Source organism: Desulfosporosinus burensis (assembly GCF_054657535.1).
In genome coordinates, this window is record NZ_BAAHYN010000026.1 from 1 (window position 1) to 16,453 (window position 16,453).

Sequence of the window (16,453 nt, forward strand, 5' to 3'; positions counted from 1 at the left end):
ATATTCTCCGTGAGTATTCACCTTTGATAGAGCAGTATTCTATTGATGAGTATTTTATGGACTTTAGCAACATGGGCCTACTCTATAAAGACCCTGTAGAAACTGCGTACCTGATAAAAAACCGCATAAAAGAAGAACTTGGATTCACCGTCAACATCGGTATCTCTTCTAACAAAATCCTGGCGAAGATGGCATCGGAATTAAAGAAGCCTGATAAGGTTCATACAATATTCCCTAATGAGATTGCAGAGAAAATGTGGGTTCTGCCGATTGAAGAGTTGTTTATGGTCGGGAGAGCAACTGCGAAGAAATTACGGTGCAGAGCAATTAATACTATAGGTGATCTAGCTAATTATGACCCGAAGCTCATAAAGCTGTTTCTAATGAGCCACGGCATGTTGGTCTGGAATTACGCAAATGGAATTGAAGGCAATCCAGTGAGAGAAAATCGCAGACCATTGATTAAAGGGATCGGCAACTCTACAACCATTGCTTTTGATGTTGAGGATAGAAGGACTGCACATTTGGTCTTGTTATCATTGACCGAGACAGTAGCAGCAAGGTTACGGCAAGCAGGATATTGTGCAAGGTTGGTATCTGTTTCATTGAGAACAAATGAGTTTTATAACTGCTCCCACCAAAGGAAGATCTTCTCTGCCATCGATTGTACCAACGCAATACATGAAATTGCTTGTGAGCTCTTTGATGAGCTTTGGAAAGGTGAACCTGTCCGACATCTAGGAGTTCGGGTCTCTGAGCTATGTCAAAATGACTTTTATCAGTTAGCTCTATTTGAGAAGGATTACGAGAAGCAGAGAGCCGTTGATCGAACCGTAGACTCAATACGCCAGAGGTATGGGAATGGTTCAGTGTTTAGATCATCCTTTCTAAATAGTGGAGTTCGCTTCAGCAGTGGAGGGACGATGGATGATGAGGAATATCCGATGATGTCTAGTCTGTTGTAACTGCCTGAATCAGGGAGAGAATGGATGAGTTTTTATGTTGCGTATGTTCTGGCAGGTTTTATTGTACAAATCATAATGGATATGAGATGGCAAGCAGACAATGACATAGAATGCAGAACTCCATTTAAGCTCAAAGTGAATACAAGCAACATAAGTAATCTGCAAATCCTAAGTAATATTGCAATTTTAAAGCCTTAGAATTGATTGCTTCCAAGGCTTTAAAAATATGCAAGTAGGGTATATGGACTTAACTATGCGGCGATGTGTGGATTTAGAAAAATTCGAATTTCTTGGATAGTGTAAATTTTACGGTAATTTGGCAAAGCATTTGTAATAATATCAAAGTATTTTGATTCTAAAGCACGACTGTCCATTATTACAACGACACCCTTGTCTTTTTCATCTCTTATCAATCTGCCAGTGCCTTGTTTAAGCCGTAGAATCATTTCTGACGTTAATATTTCCGATCTTTCCGCACCAAGTTTTTCAATCTTGTAGTCGATAATTGGATCTTTTACCGGAAAGGGCAATTTATCGATAATAACACAGGATAGGGAAGAACCTTTAATATCTATACCTTCCCAAAAGCTACCTGTTGCAAATAGGCAGGAATTTATGTTGTTTTCAAATTTCTTTAAATTATAATAGTTTGATCCTTGGCCCTGTTTATAACTTGAAATTCCTAAGTCTTTCAGAATCTTATCTGCTATATAGTTGTGAGTCAAATCCATAACCTCATAGGATGTAAAAAGCACTAGAGATTTACCATTAGTAGCTTTAATTATGTCGTATATTCTATCTGCTTTAGCTTTTAAATAATCCTCAAAAAGGGCATTATTCCTACTGACAAATTTTAAATCTTCTTCAATATAAATAGCTGCTTGATCGTGGAAATCATAGGGAGATTTTTTACTAACCGGATCTAAATAACAACGTTTCATTACGCTATCAATACCTAAACTACTAATAAAATAATCAAAACCTTCTAGTTCATTAGAAGTAGACATTGTTGCGGAACTAAATACTACAGGAAGGTTTGTATGGGATAAGACTCTATTATACAGTATCTCATCTACATTACATGGAATATAAAATAATCTCGGAAGCATTGGTTTTTCAAATTGTACCCAGAATATCTTGCTTTGATTGTTTATTACCGCCTCTACAAAAGATGACAAGCTTTCCAATTCATTGCCAAGTCTATCTTCTCTCTTTTTGAGGTCAAAAGCAAAATTTGTAACTGAAAGTTGTATATTTTCCAGTTTGTCAGAAAGCTCCAATGCCAACCGATAAATTTTATCGTTAATAACTACTTTATATTTCCAGTCAATTTCTTTATTTTGAGGAATGATTGTATTCCTTTCTATTTCATGATAAAAGGCCTTTATCAGTGTTATAACATAATTAACGGAATAGTTCACTTTAAGCCTTACTTTATTTATACATTGGATAAAATCCTTAGCTGATTTATTGTCACCTAAAATTGAATATGCTGCAGTTTCGAAGTTGTGTGCTTCATCTATAAGTACTCCAGAAAAATTCTTAATATAATCGGGGTTATTTAAATTAGCTAATAAGAACTGATGGTTACATATTAGAAAATCATAGTTAAAAGATTCTCTTTCGAGTTTGAATAACTTATATTTACAGTATCTTTCAGTGCATGATCTAGTACAATATGAAACATTAATTTTTTTCCAAACTTTACTAGTAAGTGAAGGAAAGTCTCTTTCATCAAACAATCCGCTTTCATAATCGTTTATTATTTTATCAAGTTCAGCAGATAATTGCTCATCTTTGTTTTTTAAAAGATATTCAGAATATGATACTATTCTTTTTTCGCAAATATAGTGTTCTTTTCCTTTTCCTAGTATTGATTGTAATGGTTTGCTAATGAGTTTTTCCTTAATAAGGCACTTACTCAATTCGGGTATGTCTTTAGTGAATAACTGATCTTGCAAAACAATTGTACCAGTTGATATTAAGAATGGTTTACCAGTTCGGGATATTTGATTTAGGGTTGGGACTAAATAAGCATAAGATTTTCCTGTACCTACCTCAGCCTCAGCAACAAATTTATAATTTTTGTCGTAAGCTTTTTTTATCTCATCTGAGAGTTCAATCTGAGATTCTCTCCTGTTTTTACCGTATTTCGGTAAAATGCTTTGGAAGAATAAACTATTATCAATTGGAGTTCTTAATTGAATCATAATTCCTCCTAAATCTAAGTGTGTGATCATGAAAAATAAAGTTTATCACTAAACAGGGTGACTTAGAGAATAGGAGCTTTTATTAAAAATTACTCAGATATCCTCATCTTCCTTTCATGTCAAATGGTTATTGTATCCATATTTATATTATACAGAGAACACAAGTTCTGTCAACTATATATTGTGTTAAACTCTTTTGTTAAATACTATATATAGTAGGATGGGCGAACTGGCATTAAAATTTGGAATTCTCGCACTGAAGGTCAATCTTTCAGTTCTTTTATTTATAGGGGGCAGCATTGATGAAAGCTAACGAATAAAATGTACAGCTTTGGTAGGTTATGTATTAAAGAACGGGTTCATGGCTCTCAGCTACCCAAAATCATTTATAATATTTCGCTATTACATTTAATATCTTGGCAGATGAATCTGCTAAAAATTGTCTGTCTTGTTGGTTAAGTCTTTTGTTTATTAGCGAATCGACTTCCATTGATATTTTTCTATTATCTAAATACGCAGTGAAAATAAATTCTTCAGAAATAATGTCTGAATAATTGCTTAACATTTTACATATTCCATCACTGAAAGGAAGTAGAATTTTCTCATCTTCATTTTGAAAATAATTTTTTTTAGGATAATAATATTTAAAATTCAGATCTCTATTTTCAAGTACTTGAACTGAACAAATTTTTATTCTAACCATTTAAAAAACTCCATTCATAAAGTAAACAAATTTTTGACTCGAACACCAGTGTTACCAGTGTACTTAATGGAAATAGCACCCTTTCAATATAAGAAGTTCAATGGATATATAGGAAAATCCTTCTTTAATACGGATAAATTTGGTAGGGGGATCTTTTCTTTCGCTTTGATTAAACAGAAACCTATTAAAATTGCAAGAGTACTGTGGGGAATTGGCAGATATTTCTGCTATAATAAATTTAGAAAGTTCTCGAACTGAAGGTCAATCTTCGGTTCTTTCATTATAGGGGGTCAGCATCGATACTTTATGGCTCCGACAGTTGCTCATTACTAGAGTAATGAATTTTCTAAAAATACTCACAAAATTATTTGACATTAAAACCCACAAGGTGTATTATTATTGAGCGGGATGATTTACCCGTTTTTAGGTTATCCTTAATTTCCCTGAAAGGATGGTGATGAATATAAGAATTTGACCTTACAACACTTTATATTTCCGGTATAAGTGCTGTAACAATTTAGAGGCACTTTTTTTATTGTCTTTTATGAGGCAATAAGGCAAATAAAAAAACACAGTATCTCTGTGTCTATTTCTTGACGTATCAGAAAGTATAAGTTTTGAGGGTACCCCTTTACTTGCGAATTTGGTATGATGAAGTCATGGAAAATAACATTTTGAGGCAGATTTTTTTTGACGACGAGAGACACTGGGATAGATTTGTCGAAAAGTACGGAGATCGTATAAGAGCAATTGTTATTAAAGAAGTCGAGAAATTCCGGAATTGTGGCAATCCCAAAAATGGGTTTAAGCTATTAGTTTGCGAAGGCTGCCATGATCTACGGATCGTTCCGTACCGTTGTAAAGGAAGATTTTGCACAACGTGTTCAAGTGGTGAAACTGAGGAATGGAGCCGAATGATGGCAGAAGACGTTCTTCAGGTAAATCATCGACATGTCGTGTTTACGATAGATGAAGGATTAAGAGAAATATTTCAGAGGCATCGACAGTTACTTAAACCTCTTATGGATGAGGCGGTCGGGATAATTCAAGAGTGGTTTAAGAAGAAATTTAAAATAACGCCAGGAATCATAGCGGGGCTACATACGTTTGGGGCTCAGATGAACTTTAATCCTCATGTTCATATGCTAGTAAGCATGGGCGGAATGAAGAAAAATGGGGAGTGGAAGGTATACGACTATATACCTTTTCCAATGTTGCGTAAACAATGGCAGACCGTAGTTTTGAAGCTAATTCGCAGCAATTTAAACGTTGCAGAAAAGAAGAAGATCCAACATCTTTTACAGAAAGCCTATTCAGCCAATGGAGAAGGCTTTTATGTTTATGCTCCGAAGCAAAAGGGAAATGTGAAAGTTCAATTAGGATATATCGGTCGTTATATTCGTCGACCCGCAATAGCGTTACATCGGATCGAGGCATATGACGGCCAATATGTAACCTATCGATATCATGACAAAAAAGATGGACAAGAGAAACGGGAGACACTAACAGTTGAAGAGTTTATAAAACGATTAATCGTACACATTCCGGATGAGCAATTTAAAACAATCCGTTATTATGGTGTGTATTCCCGAAGAATCAAAGCACGTTGTAAAAAACTAATCTCAGTCTGGCAAAAAGAAGTAAGACGATGGATCGTAAAGGTTAAAAAGATAGTAAAACGAAGAAAATGGGAGCAACGGATAAAAGAGCAGACAGGAAAAGATCCAATGGTATGTCCGCATTGTCAGTGTTATTATGAGTACAAGGGAGAAGTCTGCCTAAAAGATGGACAATTGGCAATAAAGTATGCAAGTGATGAGGTAGCAAGAGCTTGCCTGGAAAGGATGATTTACAATATCACCGGTATCAAAACAACGAAAACCCAACAAAAAGAAGAATTCACAAAACCAGAGAAGAATGCCGATCGAGAACAGTTCTGTCAATTACATTTGTTTGCAGTGTAATGAGCAAGAGAAAATACCGTTAGAAGTCGTAAGGAATTTTGATGCTATGGATGATGGTGATCCAACCGTTCCTCCGCAGTTTAACTGTGAGAAATGTGGAGGGGATATGTACCCAGAGTATTATAGGGGACTCCACGGTTATGAATACAAAATTTCGGATATCCAAGAACAATAAAAAGGACCGAGGCCGCAGCCTCGGTTTTTCTTATCTATTTACTTGTAAGGATTTATATCCTACGGGTCTAATACGTAATTGTTCTCAAGGAAGAGGTCTGTTCTTTTTTGGCTATACAACTGGAAGTTTATTAAAAGTAATTAACGATGTTACTTTGCTTTTTGCGTCCCCAAATTTAGAGCTACTTCGTTTAATAGGTTTTTAAAAAGCATTTCCGAGACTCTAACAGGAAGAGTTCTAAGTCTTCGTGAAATTTGACTATGACTAATGCTTTCTAAGCCAATGGTACGACTGAAGTCATTACTTTGAACACTGGCACTGATTTTTCGTAAAGCTTTAAATTCTTGGAGTTGAGCATTACTGATAAGTAACGCGAGTTGGTTTGTTTTAAGTTTTTGGACTCGCTTATCAAGGTCTGGAACTTCTTGATGAATTTTAGTCCAAATATTTTTAGAAAAAACCGGTTGAAACAGTTGCATAAATGTGGATTTTGTAGTATTCTTGCCTTGCATTTTTTATCTCCTTATGATTAGAGATTTGGGCAAGAACTACCCTAACTCTAATTATAAGGCTTTTTTTATGGTTTTGACAGGAATAATCAGGGATATCTGCAGTTTACGCCATTTTCCGTTGGTTTTCTTTGTAACATAGAATTTGACTTTTGCGTAAAAGCTTTATGCAACGCTACTGAATATTTCTAATAGGTATTTTGACTACCTTACCTAATATGTCAACAAAATCCCAAAGAATAATGGTAAATCGCACTTTGGATATTGCTATCACAGAAAAGAAGTTACCGGACATCTATAACATGAACCCAAATGAGAATATTATTCTTTCGTCAGAGAATATTGCCCCTGAAGTTGTACCCCAATTAGAAGTTGCTAATATAGTGATTTTATCCCCTGAATCAATCCAAGAAAGGGCAAACAAGGAGGGCGATTTCCAATACCTCCGCTTTTCAACCCTCAATAATCATTTCTTCCAAGCAACTGTTTCATTGCAGAACAGTTGGGCAACAGCGGTGAATTCTAATTCAAAAAATGTGTACTTAAGTGGTGGAGGAATAAAAATTTGGTTTTTCAACATACTTGGAAAGTGGCTTATCTTTCCAAACATAGAAATGTGGAGATCGTAGAGGGTTATCAATTCTAAGTGATTTAAAAATATAACTGTATTACTCAATAAGGAATTTAGTAAGAAATTAGCTTGAAACACTTTAGTGCATCTAGAGAATTGTCAAAACATCTCTAGATGCACTAAAAGCTTGTTAGTGGTTTGTTGAGCGATTTCGAAATGGGAAAGAATGTTGCGCCGATTTTACAGGCGTAGGCCTTTCTTGCAAATATAGCAACACTTATGCCATATTGAGTTATGCGGACACTTTAAATGGTTGTATTCTAGAAATCTCATAGAAAAGCGGCAATTTATAGCCTAGAGCTGAATGTAGCCGTCGCAATTGTAATGAATATCAATCCATTGCTTGATTTCTTCAAGAACTCTCTTTCCGGTAGGAAAGAATTTACCTGGCTTTAAAATTTGCACTCTAACTGAATAAAATAAGCTGAAAATGAGAGGAATAGAAATTAAAACATACATAAGTATGAGTATTTTCAAGCTAATTATTTTATTAGCAAATGCTAGTGGAAGAAAAATGTTAACAAATATTGTTATAGACGATATATACTTAATCAAATAATCAGACTTAGTTAATAGTTGCTTACTTCTGTCATTTTCTTGTTCATAAGAGACTTTGGATATTTCTAGAACTTTGTCCAACATCTTCCCTAAAAGTATTTTATCCTTGCTCTCTTCGCTCATAAATTCCAAATCCTCCCGTTTATTCTCTAAGAAGGTGTCTTCTAATTAAATATTCTACTTCTAATACAGTACATAGAATTTTTGTCAGCTAGGAATAAAATACTTTTATTTGCTCTTTGAGTCTGGTAATGAGGATATGAAAAAATTAACTGTGGCATTACTTAATCACTATTCAAATAATTTACGTGGAAACGCCTTAAGGGGAATTGAACGAGGGTGGTCACCCTGTGCTCCTCTAATTTTAAAGCTTCCTCCATCCGGTCGAAAGATTTCTATCCATTCGCTTTCTCGATGATTAAAGTCTAGGCATGTAGCAAAAACTCCAAAATCTACTATGCAAAATCCTTGGTCTTCACATACAAAGATTATAAATGTTTTTTCACCGTATATAGCGAACATTTTCCGTATAACGTCTTGATGCTCAGGGGAAAAGGTAAATTTCCAATAAGTTCCTCCTTGATTTCCTTCTTGATTTGTTTCAGTGTGCTTAATGTAGATGCCCTTGTTATTATTCAATTGATAAGCACTAGACGACGTAACATTAGGTATCTTGTTTATAGAGGTGAAATGTTCATCCTCGGCAATTTCAAATAGAACCGCTCCATAATAAAAAGCTTTTCGTGAAATTGGCATCTTTATATCCCTCCAGTATTACTAATCATTGCCTTATTTTTCCACAAAAAACTCCAAAATCCTTTATTATACTAATAAAATTTATCCGCTAATTACGTATAATCAGGGGGGAATAGTGGGATGGGGGTGACCGTAATTGAGACAGGTCGTCTTTAATTGGACAGTCTGGCCTTTTGTTTTATATTGGATTATTTACGATCTCCTGGAAGGAGTTGAGCGAAAAATGTAGAACTGAAGGATGTAACCTATGCGAAAAATGTACTTATCCAGAAAAACCATGTAGATTTCCGAACCGCATGTTTCCCGCGACTGAGAGCTTTGGGATTATGGTTATTCAGCAAGCACCTCTCTGCAATATCAAATACAACAACGGCGCCAATGCCATAACCTATTTTAGTATGATATTTTTCTAAGATATATGGATGGGCAAGTTTGTATAGGCACAATTATGCGATTTCTTGTTAATATGGACAGTACGGAGTATAGGGTACTGCAATAGTAAGTGTTATGGGAGGTAACAACAGTTGCCGAATAACTATATAAATATCAATATTACTATACAATTCTGTTGTGCATACAATGGAGCGAGATTACTCGTCAAATCACTAAATTATTTAAGAAACGAAAGGAAGTGAATACTCCTGGTTTATGGTTAGTTCGTAGGAAAGAACTGCTAGGGATCGCTTAACGTTAACTTTAAAATAAACCACTGCACTTGTACACTTAGTTGAAAGGCTTGTGCGGAGTTGTTTTAGGGGCTGACTAACCGTCGCACATCTGTTGTACTTAATTGATGCGCTTAATTAAGGCGATATGGATGTTTAATACGAGAGTATTGACCTAAGTAGCTGAATCCTGTGATGCTACCGCTTTGTTTAGTCGACAAAGTGAAAATGCTGAATTGTATAGGTTTGTGTAGTAATATTCAGTATTTTGAAACCAGGACTTATGAGTAATGACATTATGAGCTATTTTGAAAAAGATAGATTTGCGGCTTTTATAGGTATAAAACTAGTTGATGTGAAGCCAGGTTACGCAAAAGCTAACATCGAGATTACAGAAAGGCATTTAAATGCTGCAAATATTGTCCAAGGCGGAGTAATATTCACGTTAGCGGATTTTGCATTTGCTGCTGCCTCTAATTCGTATGGACAAGTATCTTTAGGGATTAATGCGAATATATCGTATTTCCAACCGCCCAAAGGAAGAATGCTAACTGCTGAAGCAAAAGAAATCTCAGCAAATAAGAAAATCGCTAATTATAATGTGGATATATTTGATGAAAATATGGAAGCTATTGCTAGGTTTACTGGTATGGCATATAGAAAGAACGATCAGATATTAGGTTAATAAGAGGTCATCCTGGGTGAGGGGGAGTAGCAGAGACATGGAATTGACAAAAGAGCAACGAGAAAGATACGCGAGACACATTATCTTAAAAGAAGTAGGCGCTCAAGGGCAATTAGAATTGTTAAACTCAAAGGTACTTATAATTGGTACGGGGGGGCTCGGTTCACCGGTTGCTTTGTATCTTGCGGCTGCGGGGATAGGAACAATCGGGTTAGTCGATCCAGATGTTGTTGAGTTATCCAATCTACAGCGTCAAATCATCCACTCTAATAAAGATATTGGAAGACCTAAAGTCAGATCGGGAAAAGAAACCATCGAAGAGTTGAACTTGGACGTGGATGTTGTCACATATCAAGAATGGGTTAGTTCAGCTAATATAGCGGATATTATTAGGGATAGAGACTATGATTTCGTGATCGATGCCACGGATAATTTCTCAGCAAAATTTCTAATCAACGATGCCTGTGTACTTTTACAAAAGCCTTTTTCTCATGGGGGAATCATGCAATTTAGCGGACAGACGATGACCTATGTTCCGGGCCGTGGCCCTTGCTACCGATGTGTATTCTTAAATCCCCCCCCAGCTAAAGCATTACCTACTAGTGAAGAGAAAGGCGTACTAGGTGTTATTCCAGGGATCATCGGTAGTATTCAGGCAACAGAGGCTATCAAATATCTACTGGGGATCGGAGAACTCTTAACTGGAAAATTGTTAGTATTTGATGCTTTGGATATGGACTTTAGAAAAATAGAGATCACAACTCGGACAAATTGCCAAGTATGTGGGCAGATGCCGATCCTAAAAAATCTGGTCGATTATGAACCCCATGTTTGATGGAGAAAAGATATTTTCATCGATATGCGAATCTAGTTGTTGTAATTCGTTTTTTTAAAACTAGGGCAGTATAAAACTCGTAAAAATGTTATAATTAAGTGCAATTGAAAGTAAAGATTCAATTGCACTTTTTTTAAACTAAAGAATGAAAAACATAAGCCCCAATATCAAAGGAATATTCTAGATTTCAATGTAGAGTACGGGGTAGACTCCCACGAATAGCAGGAGTCTCATGATTGGCTGAAGATTTGTAAAATGTTAGATAATGTTAGGTAAATGATAGAACTGCTAGGATGGGGGTAAAGTGTTGTTTAGAGCTTTCAGTGATGTTTGGAAACTGGAAGATGTAATGATTAAACCAGTGACAACGATTGAATCTGCTGCGAAGTGGCAGGAAATATATGTTAAAATGAAACCTAAACCGGTTGCGTTACTTCAATCGGATAATGCTGAAGCCTGGCAGGTGATATTTCCCTTGAAGGCGGGTCAGGGTCTCGAACGGACGCTGGTGGGTTTTTCGTTCCCACTTTCAGGAACCTTTCAGGAGTTGATGGACGCTATCAAATTCCATCCGGGAGAAATAGCGGTCCTTCTGGATCAGGGGAAAGTTCCCCAGGGGATTATTGATCCGTCTATGTTGCCTACATTAATGTGGGAGGAAATCAGACGGTTGGGCAGTTCTATGTCGATTCTTATGGATACTGTCAATGATGCAGTCACGGTCATCGATCAAACCAATACGGTGATCGGTTGGAATAAAAAAGCGGAAGATCTTTATGGGATTGCTGGGAAAACTATTGTAGGGAAAGATATCCAGAATTTCTTTTCCAGTCTAGTCGTTACCCATGTTATTAATACAGATTTGCCGAAAAAGAAAATAATTCGTGAAAATTATCATCAACCACTTCCCGGAACTCATGTTTTGATCAATGCCTCGTCCATTACCAGCGGGGATGAGGTCATAGGTAGCGTCTGCGCAGAAAAAGACATTACGGAAATCGTTCTTTTGCACAATGAACTGTCCAAAGCGAGTTCAGAAGTACGACAGCTCAAGAAGGAGATCACCAAGATACACCGCCCAGATAGCGCCTTTGGAAAGATTGTCGGACATAGCAAAGGACTTCTGAAAACAGTCAGTTTAGCTCGACGGGTGGCTAATACAAATGCAGCTGTGATGATTCGTGGTGAGAGTGGTACCGGAAAAGAACTGTTTGCGGAGGCTATTCATGAGGAAAGTTCTCGACATAACAATCCCTTTGTCGTTATTAACTGTGGGGCTATTCCTGTATCTCTTTTTGAAAGCGAGTTATTTGGTTATCAGCCTGGCGCCTTTACTGGGGCCGATCGTCAAGGGCGACAGGGTAAATTTGAAGCCGCCCACAGGGGAACGGTTTTTCTCGATGAAATCGGGGAAATGCCGCTTGAGATGCAGGTAAAGCTTCTCCGGGTCCTCCAAAATAAGTGTTTTTATAGGGTCGGAGGCAATGACCTAGTGGAAGTGGATGTGCGTGTCATAGCTGCCACTCATCGAGACTTAGAACAAATGATTCGCGAAGGTACTTTCCGGAAAGACCTCTATTACCGGATAAATGTCGTAGGCATAGAAATTCCTCCCTTACGCCAGCGTAAAGAGGATATTCTGGATCTGGTTTATCTTTTTATCCGCGAATTCTGTTTGCAACAAGGTCGTGATCTTGTTCAGATTTCTCCAGAAGTGATGCCGTCCCTGCTCAATTACCTCTGGCCGGGAAATGTTCGGGAACTGAGAAATGTGGTGGAACGCATGGTCATCCTAGCTGAGGAGGATTTGATTATGGAGGATCACCTACCAGAAACAATAGGCTTTCAAAAATATATTCAAGCGATCTCTGACCCAGATTCTACTCTCACAGACATCACAGACCGTGCAGAACGGGAAATTATTCTTCAAACCCTGGAAGACTGTAGTGGGGATAAATCAAAAGCAGCCAGAAAATTAGGGGTTCCGCGCAGCACATTATACTATAAAATGAAGAAATTCAATATAAAATAAACACCTCATTCATCATTTGGCCACTATTAAAGCGTCGACTACTTAGACAGGTGTCGGTTATTTGTACACATTAATCGTTGCCAGATGACGGATACAGTGCCTATTATGAAAAAATAAAACTCCCTGTGGGGAGTTTTTTTCGTTACTTTTAAGAGACAACTTCTAGTTCGCAGGTTTAATGACTTTGCAAAACCCAATTTCATTAAGAAATCTTGTGCCCGCGTCCTAGATTTTCCCACTTATTCAACAAACAAACAGTCGATCTTCTCTTTAGGCAAGGACAATTGATTTCTTTGTACTTAAAGCAATCTTTACTTAAAATTTGGAATGGAAATTGCAATTCTAGTTATGGATAGGGTCTTAATGGATTACCCTACTATGCTGGATAAAGATACTTACATAACTGGGAGAGTGAATTTAATGCGAATCACCGAGCATCCAATTTTAGACTTTCAACGTGGAGAAGAGATTACCTTCTCCTTCGACGGGCAGGAACTTAAGGGCTTTGAAGGTGAGACCATTGCAGCGGCTTTGCATGCTGTAGGGGTTAGAGTTTTGGGCCACAGCCAAACCATGCACCGTCCGCGAGGTCTGTTTTGTGCTATCGGAAATTGTTCTTCCTGCCTAATGGTTGTTGACGGCGAACCTAATGTCAGAATCTGTGTGGAAAAACTGAAGTCCGGCATGAGGGTAGAAACTCAGCAAGGAAAGGGGTGCCTAAGGTGAAAGAGATAGAGATCCTCATCATAGGTGGCGGACCAGCCGGTCTGAGTGCTGCCTCTGCGGCTGCTGATTTAGGTGCCAGCGTGCTGGTTTTAGAACGGGACGATAAACCCGGCGGTCAATTGGTCAAGCAGACCCATAAATTCTTCGGTTCAAAAAAACAGTATGCTGGTGACCGGGGTTACCAGATTGGCAATTTACTAATTGAGCAATGTACAAATAACCCAAAGGTTGAAGTGTGGACCGAGACAACCGCTCTGGGAATTTATGAAGACTGTGTGGTCACCGCTGAAGGACAAGGTAAACACCTTAAAATCAATCCGGAGAAAATTATAGTAGCCACAGGCGCTTCCGAAAAAATGATTGCTTTTCCTAATAATGATTTGCCCGGTATTTATGGTGCCGGTGCAGTACAAACTTTGATGAATGTGCATGGTATTGTCCCTGGACAACGGGTGCTCATGATTGGTGCCGGTAATATTGGACTAATAGTCTCTTACCAATTAATGCAGGCAGGGGTAGAAGTCGCTGGGATTATTGAAGCTTCGCCAACTATTGGCGGTTATCTGGTGCATGCTGCCAAGATTCGACGGGCTGGAGTCCCTATTTTAACCTCTCATACTATTACCGAAGCTTACGGTCAGGATAGCGTTGAAGGGGCCATTATCTGTAAGCTCGACGAGAAGTGGCAGCCGATTCCTGGGACTGAACAAGATCTTAAAGTGGATGTCATCTGTCTAGCCGTAGGTTTAAGCCCGCTCACCGAGCTATGTTTCCAAGCGGACTGCCTGATGAAGTATGTTCCAGAGCTTTCTGGACATGTGCCGCTTAGAAATAAGTATCTGGAAACGACCCGTCTGGGACTTTATGTCGCCGGGGACGTGAGTGGAGTTGAAGAAGCTAGTTCAGCTATGGTAGAAGGTCGTTTAGCTGGTATTTGCGCTGCCTACAGTCTGGGGTATGGCAAGGATGTTGCACCGAAGCTTCAAGCGGATGCCTTGGCAGAGTTAAGTGAACTTCGCGCCGGGCCTGCAGGACAAAAGACAGTGAAGGGGATACTGAAACTAATGGACAAGGGGGGAGCGGCATGCTAAACAAGACTGGAGTTCCAACAGCTGAGGACATAAAAACTGTTTTTCCTTCCGAAGAACGACTTAAAAAAGGTCCCGTAGCCATCATCGAATGCTTCCAGGAGATTCCGTGCAATCCCTGCACGGAAGCCTGCAAGCAAGGGGCAATTCAACCGATGGAGGATATAAATAACCTGCCGAAACTAGACTTTGATAACTGTAACGGCTGTGGTGTTTGCCTTAGCCGTTGCCCAGGACTGGCCATCTTCATCGTGGACGCTTCCTATGACGATAAAGAAGCCATTGTTAGGATTCCTTATGAATATGCTCCAGTTCCTCAAGTTGGTGAAAAAGTGGTTGGTTTAAATAGGGCCGGTGAAGAACTCGGCAGCTTTGAAGTTAATAAAGTTCAGTCGGGTGGTCAGAAAAATAAGACCTATACTATTTGGTTGGTCGTACCCAAAGATCTGGTTATGGATGTACGAGGTATTCGTTTGGGAGGGGTTAGACATGCAAGCTAAAGAAACCATCGTCTGCCGATGTGAGGATATTACCCTAGACGAAGTTAAATCACTGATCAGCCAAGGTTACCGTACCATTGATGAGATTAAACGTGTTATCCGTGCAGGAATGGGTCCTTGCCAGGGACGTACCTGCCGGATGTTGATTGCCCAGGAACTAGCCAAGGTTTACGGAATTCCTGTAGGAGATGTTTTGATGCCTACCTTCCGTGCACCAGTGAAGCCAGTGAAACTGGGAACCTTTGCGGGGGGTGAGTGAATTGCAAAAAGTAGCTAACGTTGTGATTATCGGGGGCGGGATTATAGGCTGCGCAGTGGCCTATGAACTGGCCGTCCGTGGGGTAAAGGATATCGTGGTCATTGAAAAGCAGTATCTTTCTTCTGGAGCAACAGGTCGGTGTGGTGCAGGAGTTCGCCAACAGTGGGGAACCGAAACCAACGCTATTCTTGCCCGGGACAGTGTGAAACGTTTTGAGGGTATGAACGAAGAACTTGAATATAATAGGGATATTGAATTTAAGCAAGGCGGCTACCTGATGGTTTCCCATACGCAAGCCGAGTGGAACCAGTATAAAAAGAATGTTGCCGTACAGCATAGTCTAGGAATTCCCACGAAAATGATTACTCCTCAAGAAGCTCAGGAGATTGTGCCCCATCTAAACCTTAATGGACTAATCGGTGCGACCTTCTGTCATTCCGACGGACATGCCAATCCATTTCATGTGGTGGATGCCTACTATAAAGCAGCCAGTCGGCTGGGCGTTAAATTTGAGACCTACACTTCCGTAACTGGCATAAAAAGGGAAAATGGTGTAGTTACCTCAGTTCAGACTTCTAAAGGGGATATCGCTACCTCCCTCGTGATAAATGCCAGCGGTTATGCGGCAGGTACTATCTGCAATATGGTCGGTTTTGAACTGCCCCTCTATCCCCAACGGCACCAGGCTTTAGTGACTGAACCGGTTGAACCTTGCCAGGGACCGATGGTTATCTCTCTCCATCATCGTTTATACTGTCAGCAGACCCCACACGGCAGTTTTATCATGGGTGTAGGGGATCCCAATGAACCTAAAGATTTTAACATTAATTCCAGCTGGGAGTTTTTAGAGGATGTTGCTCGTCAAGCAACGACTGTTTTGCCTCTATTAAAGAACCTACGTGTCGTCCGACAGTGGTCTGGTCTTTATGATATGAGCCCGGATGCTAATCCGATTTTGGATGAGGTTCCAGAGGCAAAAGGGATGTGGGTAGCGGCCGGGTTCAGCGGTCATGGTTTCATGGTTGCACCCCAGACGGCAGTTCTTTTGGTCCAGAAGATTCTCGGGCAAGAGTGTTTTATGCCGATTGAACGATTTGGTTTGGACCGCTTCCGTGGGGGAAACTTGGTACTAGAATCTGCAGTAGTCTAATCATTAAATTGAATCACCGAGCGAAGTGAGTTCGCTAGTCAT

At 39.0% G+C, this 16,453-nt stretch carries 17 protein-coding genes and 1 pseudogene; 13 read left to right on the forward strand and 5 right to left on the reverse strand.

The window, feature by feature from the left end:
* The coding region (locus ACYQ3Q_RS27275) for a Y-family DNA polymerase (RefSeq protein WP_459931551.1) at positions 1-965 on the forward strand (965 nt) is incomplete at its 5' end.
* A gap of 251 nt (positions 966-1,216) precedes the next feature.
* Here the strand turns inward: ACYQ3Q_RS27275 and ACYQ3Q_RS27280 are convergent.
* Together ACYQ3Q_RS27280 and ACYQ3Q_RS27285 are read right to left on the reverse strand one after the other, a co-directional pair.
* Entirely contained in the window at positions 1,217-3,175 is a 1,959-nt protein-coding gene (locus ACYQ3Q_RS27280; protein WP_459931552.1) for an ATP-dependent DNA helicase, read from the reverse strand.
* A 382-nt stretch (positions 3,176-3,557) separates the two neighbouring features.
* Positions 3,558-3,878, reverse strand: coding sequence for a hypothetical protein (locus ACYQ3Q_RS27285; protein ID WP_459931553.1), 321 nt, complete (start codon positions 3,876-3,878; stop codon positions 3,558-3,560).
* A gap of 659 nt (positions 3,879-4,537) precedes the next feature.
* Between ACYQ3Q_RS27285 and ACYQ3Q_RS27290 the strand changes: the two genes are divergently transcribed.
* Both ACYQ3Q_RS27290 and ACYQ3Q_RS27295 read left to right on the forward strand, forming a co-directional pair.
* Positions 4,538-5,842, forward strand: coding sequence for an IS91 family transposase (locus ACYQ3Q_RS27290; protein WP_459931554.1), 1,305 nt, complete (start codon positions 4,538-4,540; stop codon positions 5,840-5,842).
* Positions 5,832-6,017 carry a hypothetical protein gene (locus tag ACYQ3Q_RS27295; protein WP_459927895.1) on the forward strand — a complete coding sequence of 62 codons (186 nt, stop codon included), beginning with the start codon at positions 5,832-5,834 and terminating at the stop codon, positions 6,015-6,017. The genes ACYQ3Q_RS27290 and ACYQ3Q_RS27295 overlap by 11 nt, the downstream gene beginning before the upstream one ends.
* A gap of 152 nt (positions 6,018-6,169) precedes the next feature.
* Here ACYQ3Q_RS27295 and ACYQ3Q_RS27300 read toward each other — a convergent pair.
* Positions 6,170-6,529, reverse strand: a pseudogene (locus tag ACYQ3Q_RS27300) (IS4 family transposase); the annotation flags it as partial.
* Positions 6,530-6,744: 215 nt separating this feature from the next.
* On the opposite strand from ACYQ3Q_RS27300, the gene ACYQ3Q_RS27305 reads away from it, so the two are divergent.
* Entirely contained in the window at positions 6,745-7,155 is a 411-nt protein-coding gene (locus tag ACYQ3Q_RS27305; RefSeq protein WP_459931555.1) for a hypothetical protein, read from the forward strand.
* A 296-nt stretch (positions 7,156-7,451) separates the two neighbouring features.
* Here ACYQ3Q_RS27305 and ACYQ3Q_RS27310 read toward each other — a convergent pair whose 3' ends face one another.
* Positions 7,452-7,838, reverse strand: coding sequence for a hypothetical protein (locus tag ACYQ3Q_RS27310; protein ID WP_459931556.1), 387 nt, complete (start codon positions 7,836-7,838; stop codon positions 7,452-7,454).
* A 168-nt stretch (positions 7,839-8,006) separates the two neighbouring features.
* The gene (locus tag ACYQ3Q_RS27315; protein ID WP_459931557.1) at positions 8,007-8,471 is read right to left on the reverse strand and encodes a hypothetical protein; all 465 of its coding nucleotides are present in this window, start codon (positions 8,469-8,471) and stop codon (positions 8,007-8,009) included.
* Positions 8,472-8,683: 212 nt separating this feature from the next.
* Here ACYQ3Q_RS27315 and ACYQ3Q_RS27320 point away from each other — a divergent pair, with 212 nt between their 5' ends.
* The 9 genes from ACYQ3Q_RS27320 (at position 8,684) to ACYQ3Q_RS27360 (ending at position 16,411) form a co-directional block, all read left to right on the forward strand.
* Positions 8,684-8,884 (forward strand): DUF2284 domain-containing protein, encoded by a 201-nt coding sequence (locus ACYQ3Q_RS27320; protein WP_459931558.1) that lies wholly within the window; start codon positions 8,684-8,686, stop codon positions 8,882-8,884.
* Between the two features lie 535 nt (positions 8,885-9,419).
* The gene (locus ACYQ3Q_RS27325) at positions 9,420-9,821 is read left to right on the forward strand and encodes a PaaI family thioesterase (protein ID WP_459931559.1); all 402 of its coding nucleotides are present in this window, start codon (positions 9,420-9,422) and stop codon (positions 9,819-9,821) included.
* Between the two features lie 37 nt (positions 9,822-9,858).
* Positions 9,859-10,656 carry a HesA/MoeB/ThiF family protein gene (locus ACYQ3Q_RS27330; protein ID WP_459931560.1) on the forward strand — a complete coding sequence of 266 codons (798 nt, stop codon included), beginning with the start codon at positions 9,859-9,861 and terminating at the stop codon, positions 10,654-10,656.
* Between the two features lie 304 nt (positions 10,657-10,960).
* Positions 10,961-12,688 carry a sigma-54 interaction domain-containing protein gene (locus ACYQ3Q_RS27335; RefSeq protein ID WP_459931561.1) on the forward strand — a complete coding sequence of 576 codons (1,728 nt, stop codon included), beginning with the start codon at positions 10,961-10,963 and terminating at the stop codon, positions 12,686-12,688.
* 420 nt (positions 12,689-13,108) lie between these two features.
* Complete coding sequence (locus tag ACYQ3Q_RS27340; protein WP_459931588.1) at positions 13,109-13,414, forward strand: (2Fe-2S)-binding protein; 306 nt, start codon at positions 13,109-13,111, stop codon at positions 13,412-13,414.
* A complete protein-coding gene (locus ACYQ3Q_RS27345; protein ID WP_459931562.1) occupies positions 13,411-14,505 on the forward strand; it encodes an NAD(P)/FAD-dependent oxidoreductase in 1,095 nt (364 codons plus the stop codon). The genes ACYQ3Q_RS27340 and ACYQ3Q_RS27345 overlap by 4 nt, the downstream gene beginning before the upstream one ends.
* Positions 14,499-15,002 carry a 4Fe-4S dicluster domain-containing protein gene (locus ACYQ3Q_RS27350; RefSeq protein ID WP_459931563.1) on the forward strand — a complete coding sequence of 168 codons (504 nt, stop codon included), beginning with the start codon at positions 14,499-14,501 and terminating at the stop codon, positions 15,000-15,002. Before ACYQ3Q_RS27345 ends, ACYQ3Q_RS27350 begins: the two co-directional genes overlap by 7 nt.
* A complete protein-coding gene (locus tag ACYQ3Q_RS27355) occupies positions 14,992-15,261 on the forward strand; it encodes a (2Fe-2S)-binding protein (protein WP_459931564.1) in 270 nt (89 codons plus the stop codon). Before ACYQ3Q_RS27350 ends, ACYQ3Q_RS27355 begins: the two co-directional genes overlap by 11 nt.
* Before the next feature lies 1 nt (position 15,262).
* A complete protein-coding gene (locus tag ACYQ3Q_RS27360; protein ID WP_459931565.1) occupies positions 15,263-16,411 on the forward strand; it encodes an NAD(P)/FAD-dependent oxidoreductase in 1,149 nt (382 codons plus the stop codon).
* The last annotated feature ends 42 nt before the right edge of the window (positions 16,412-16,453 follow it).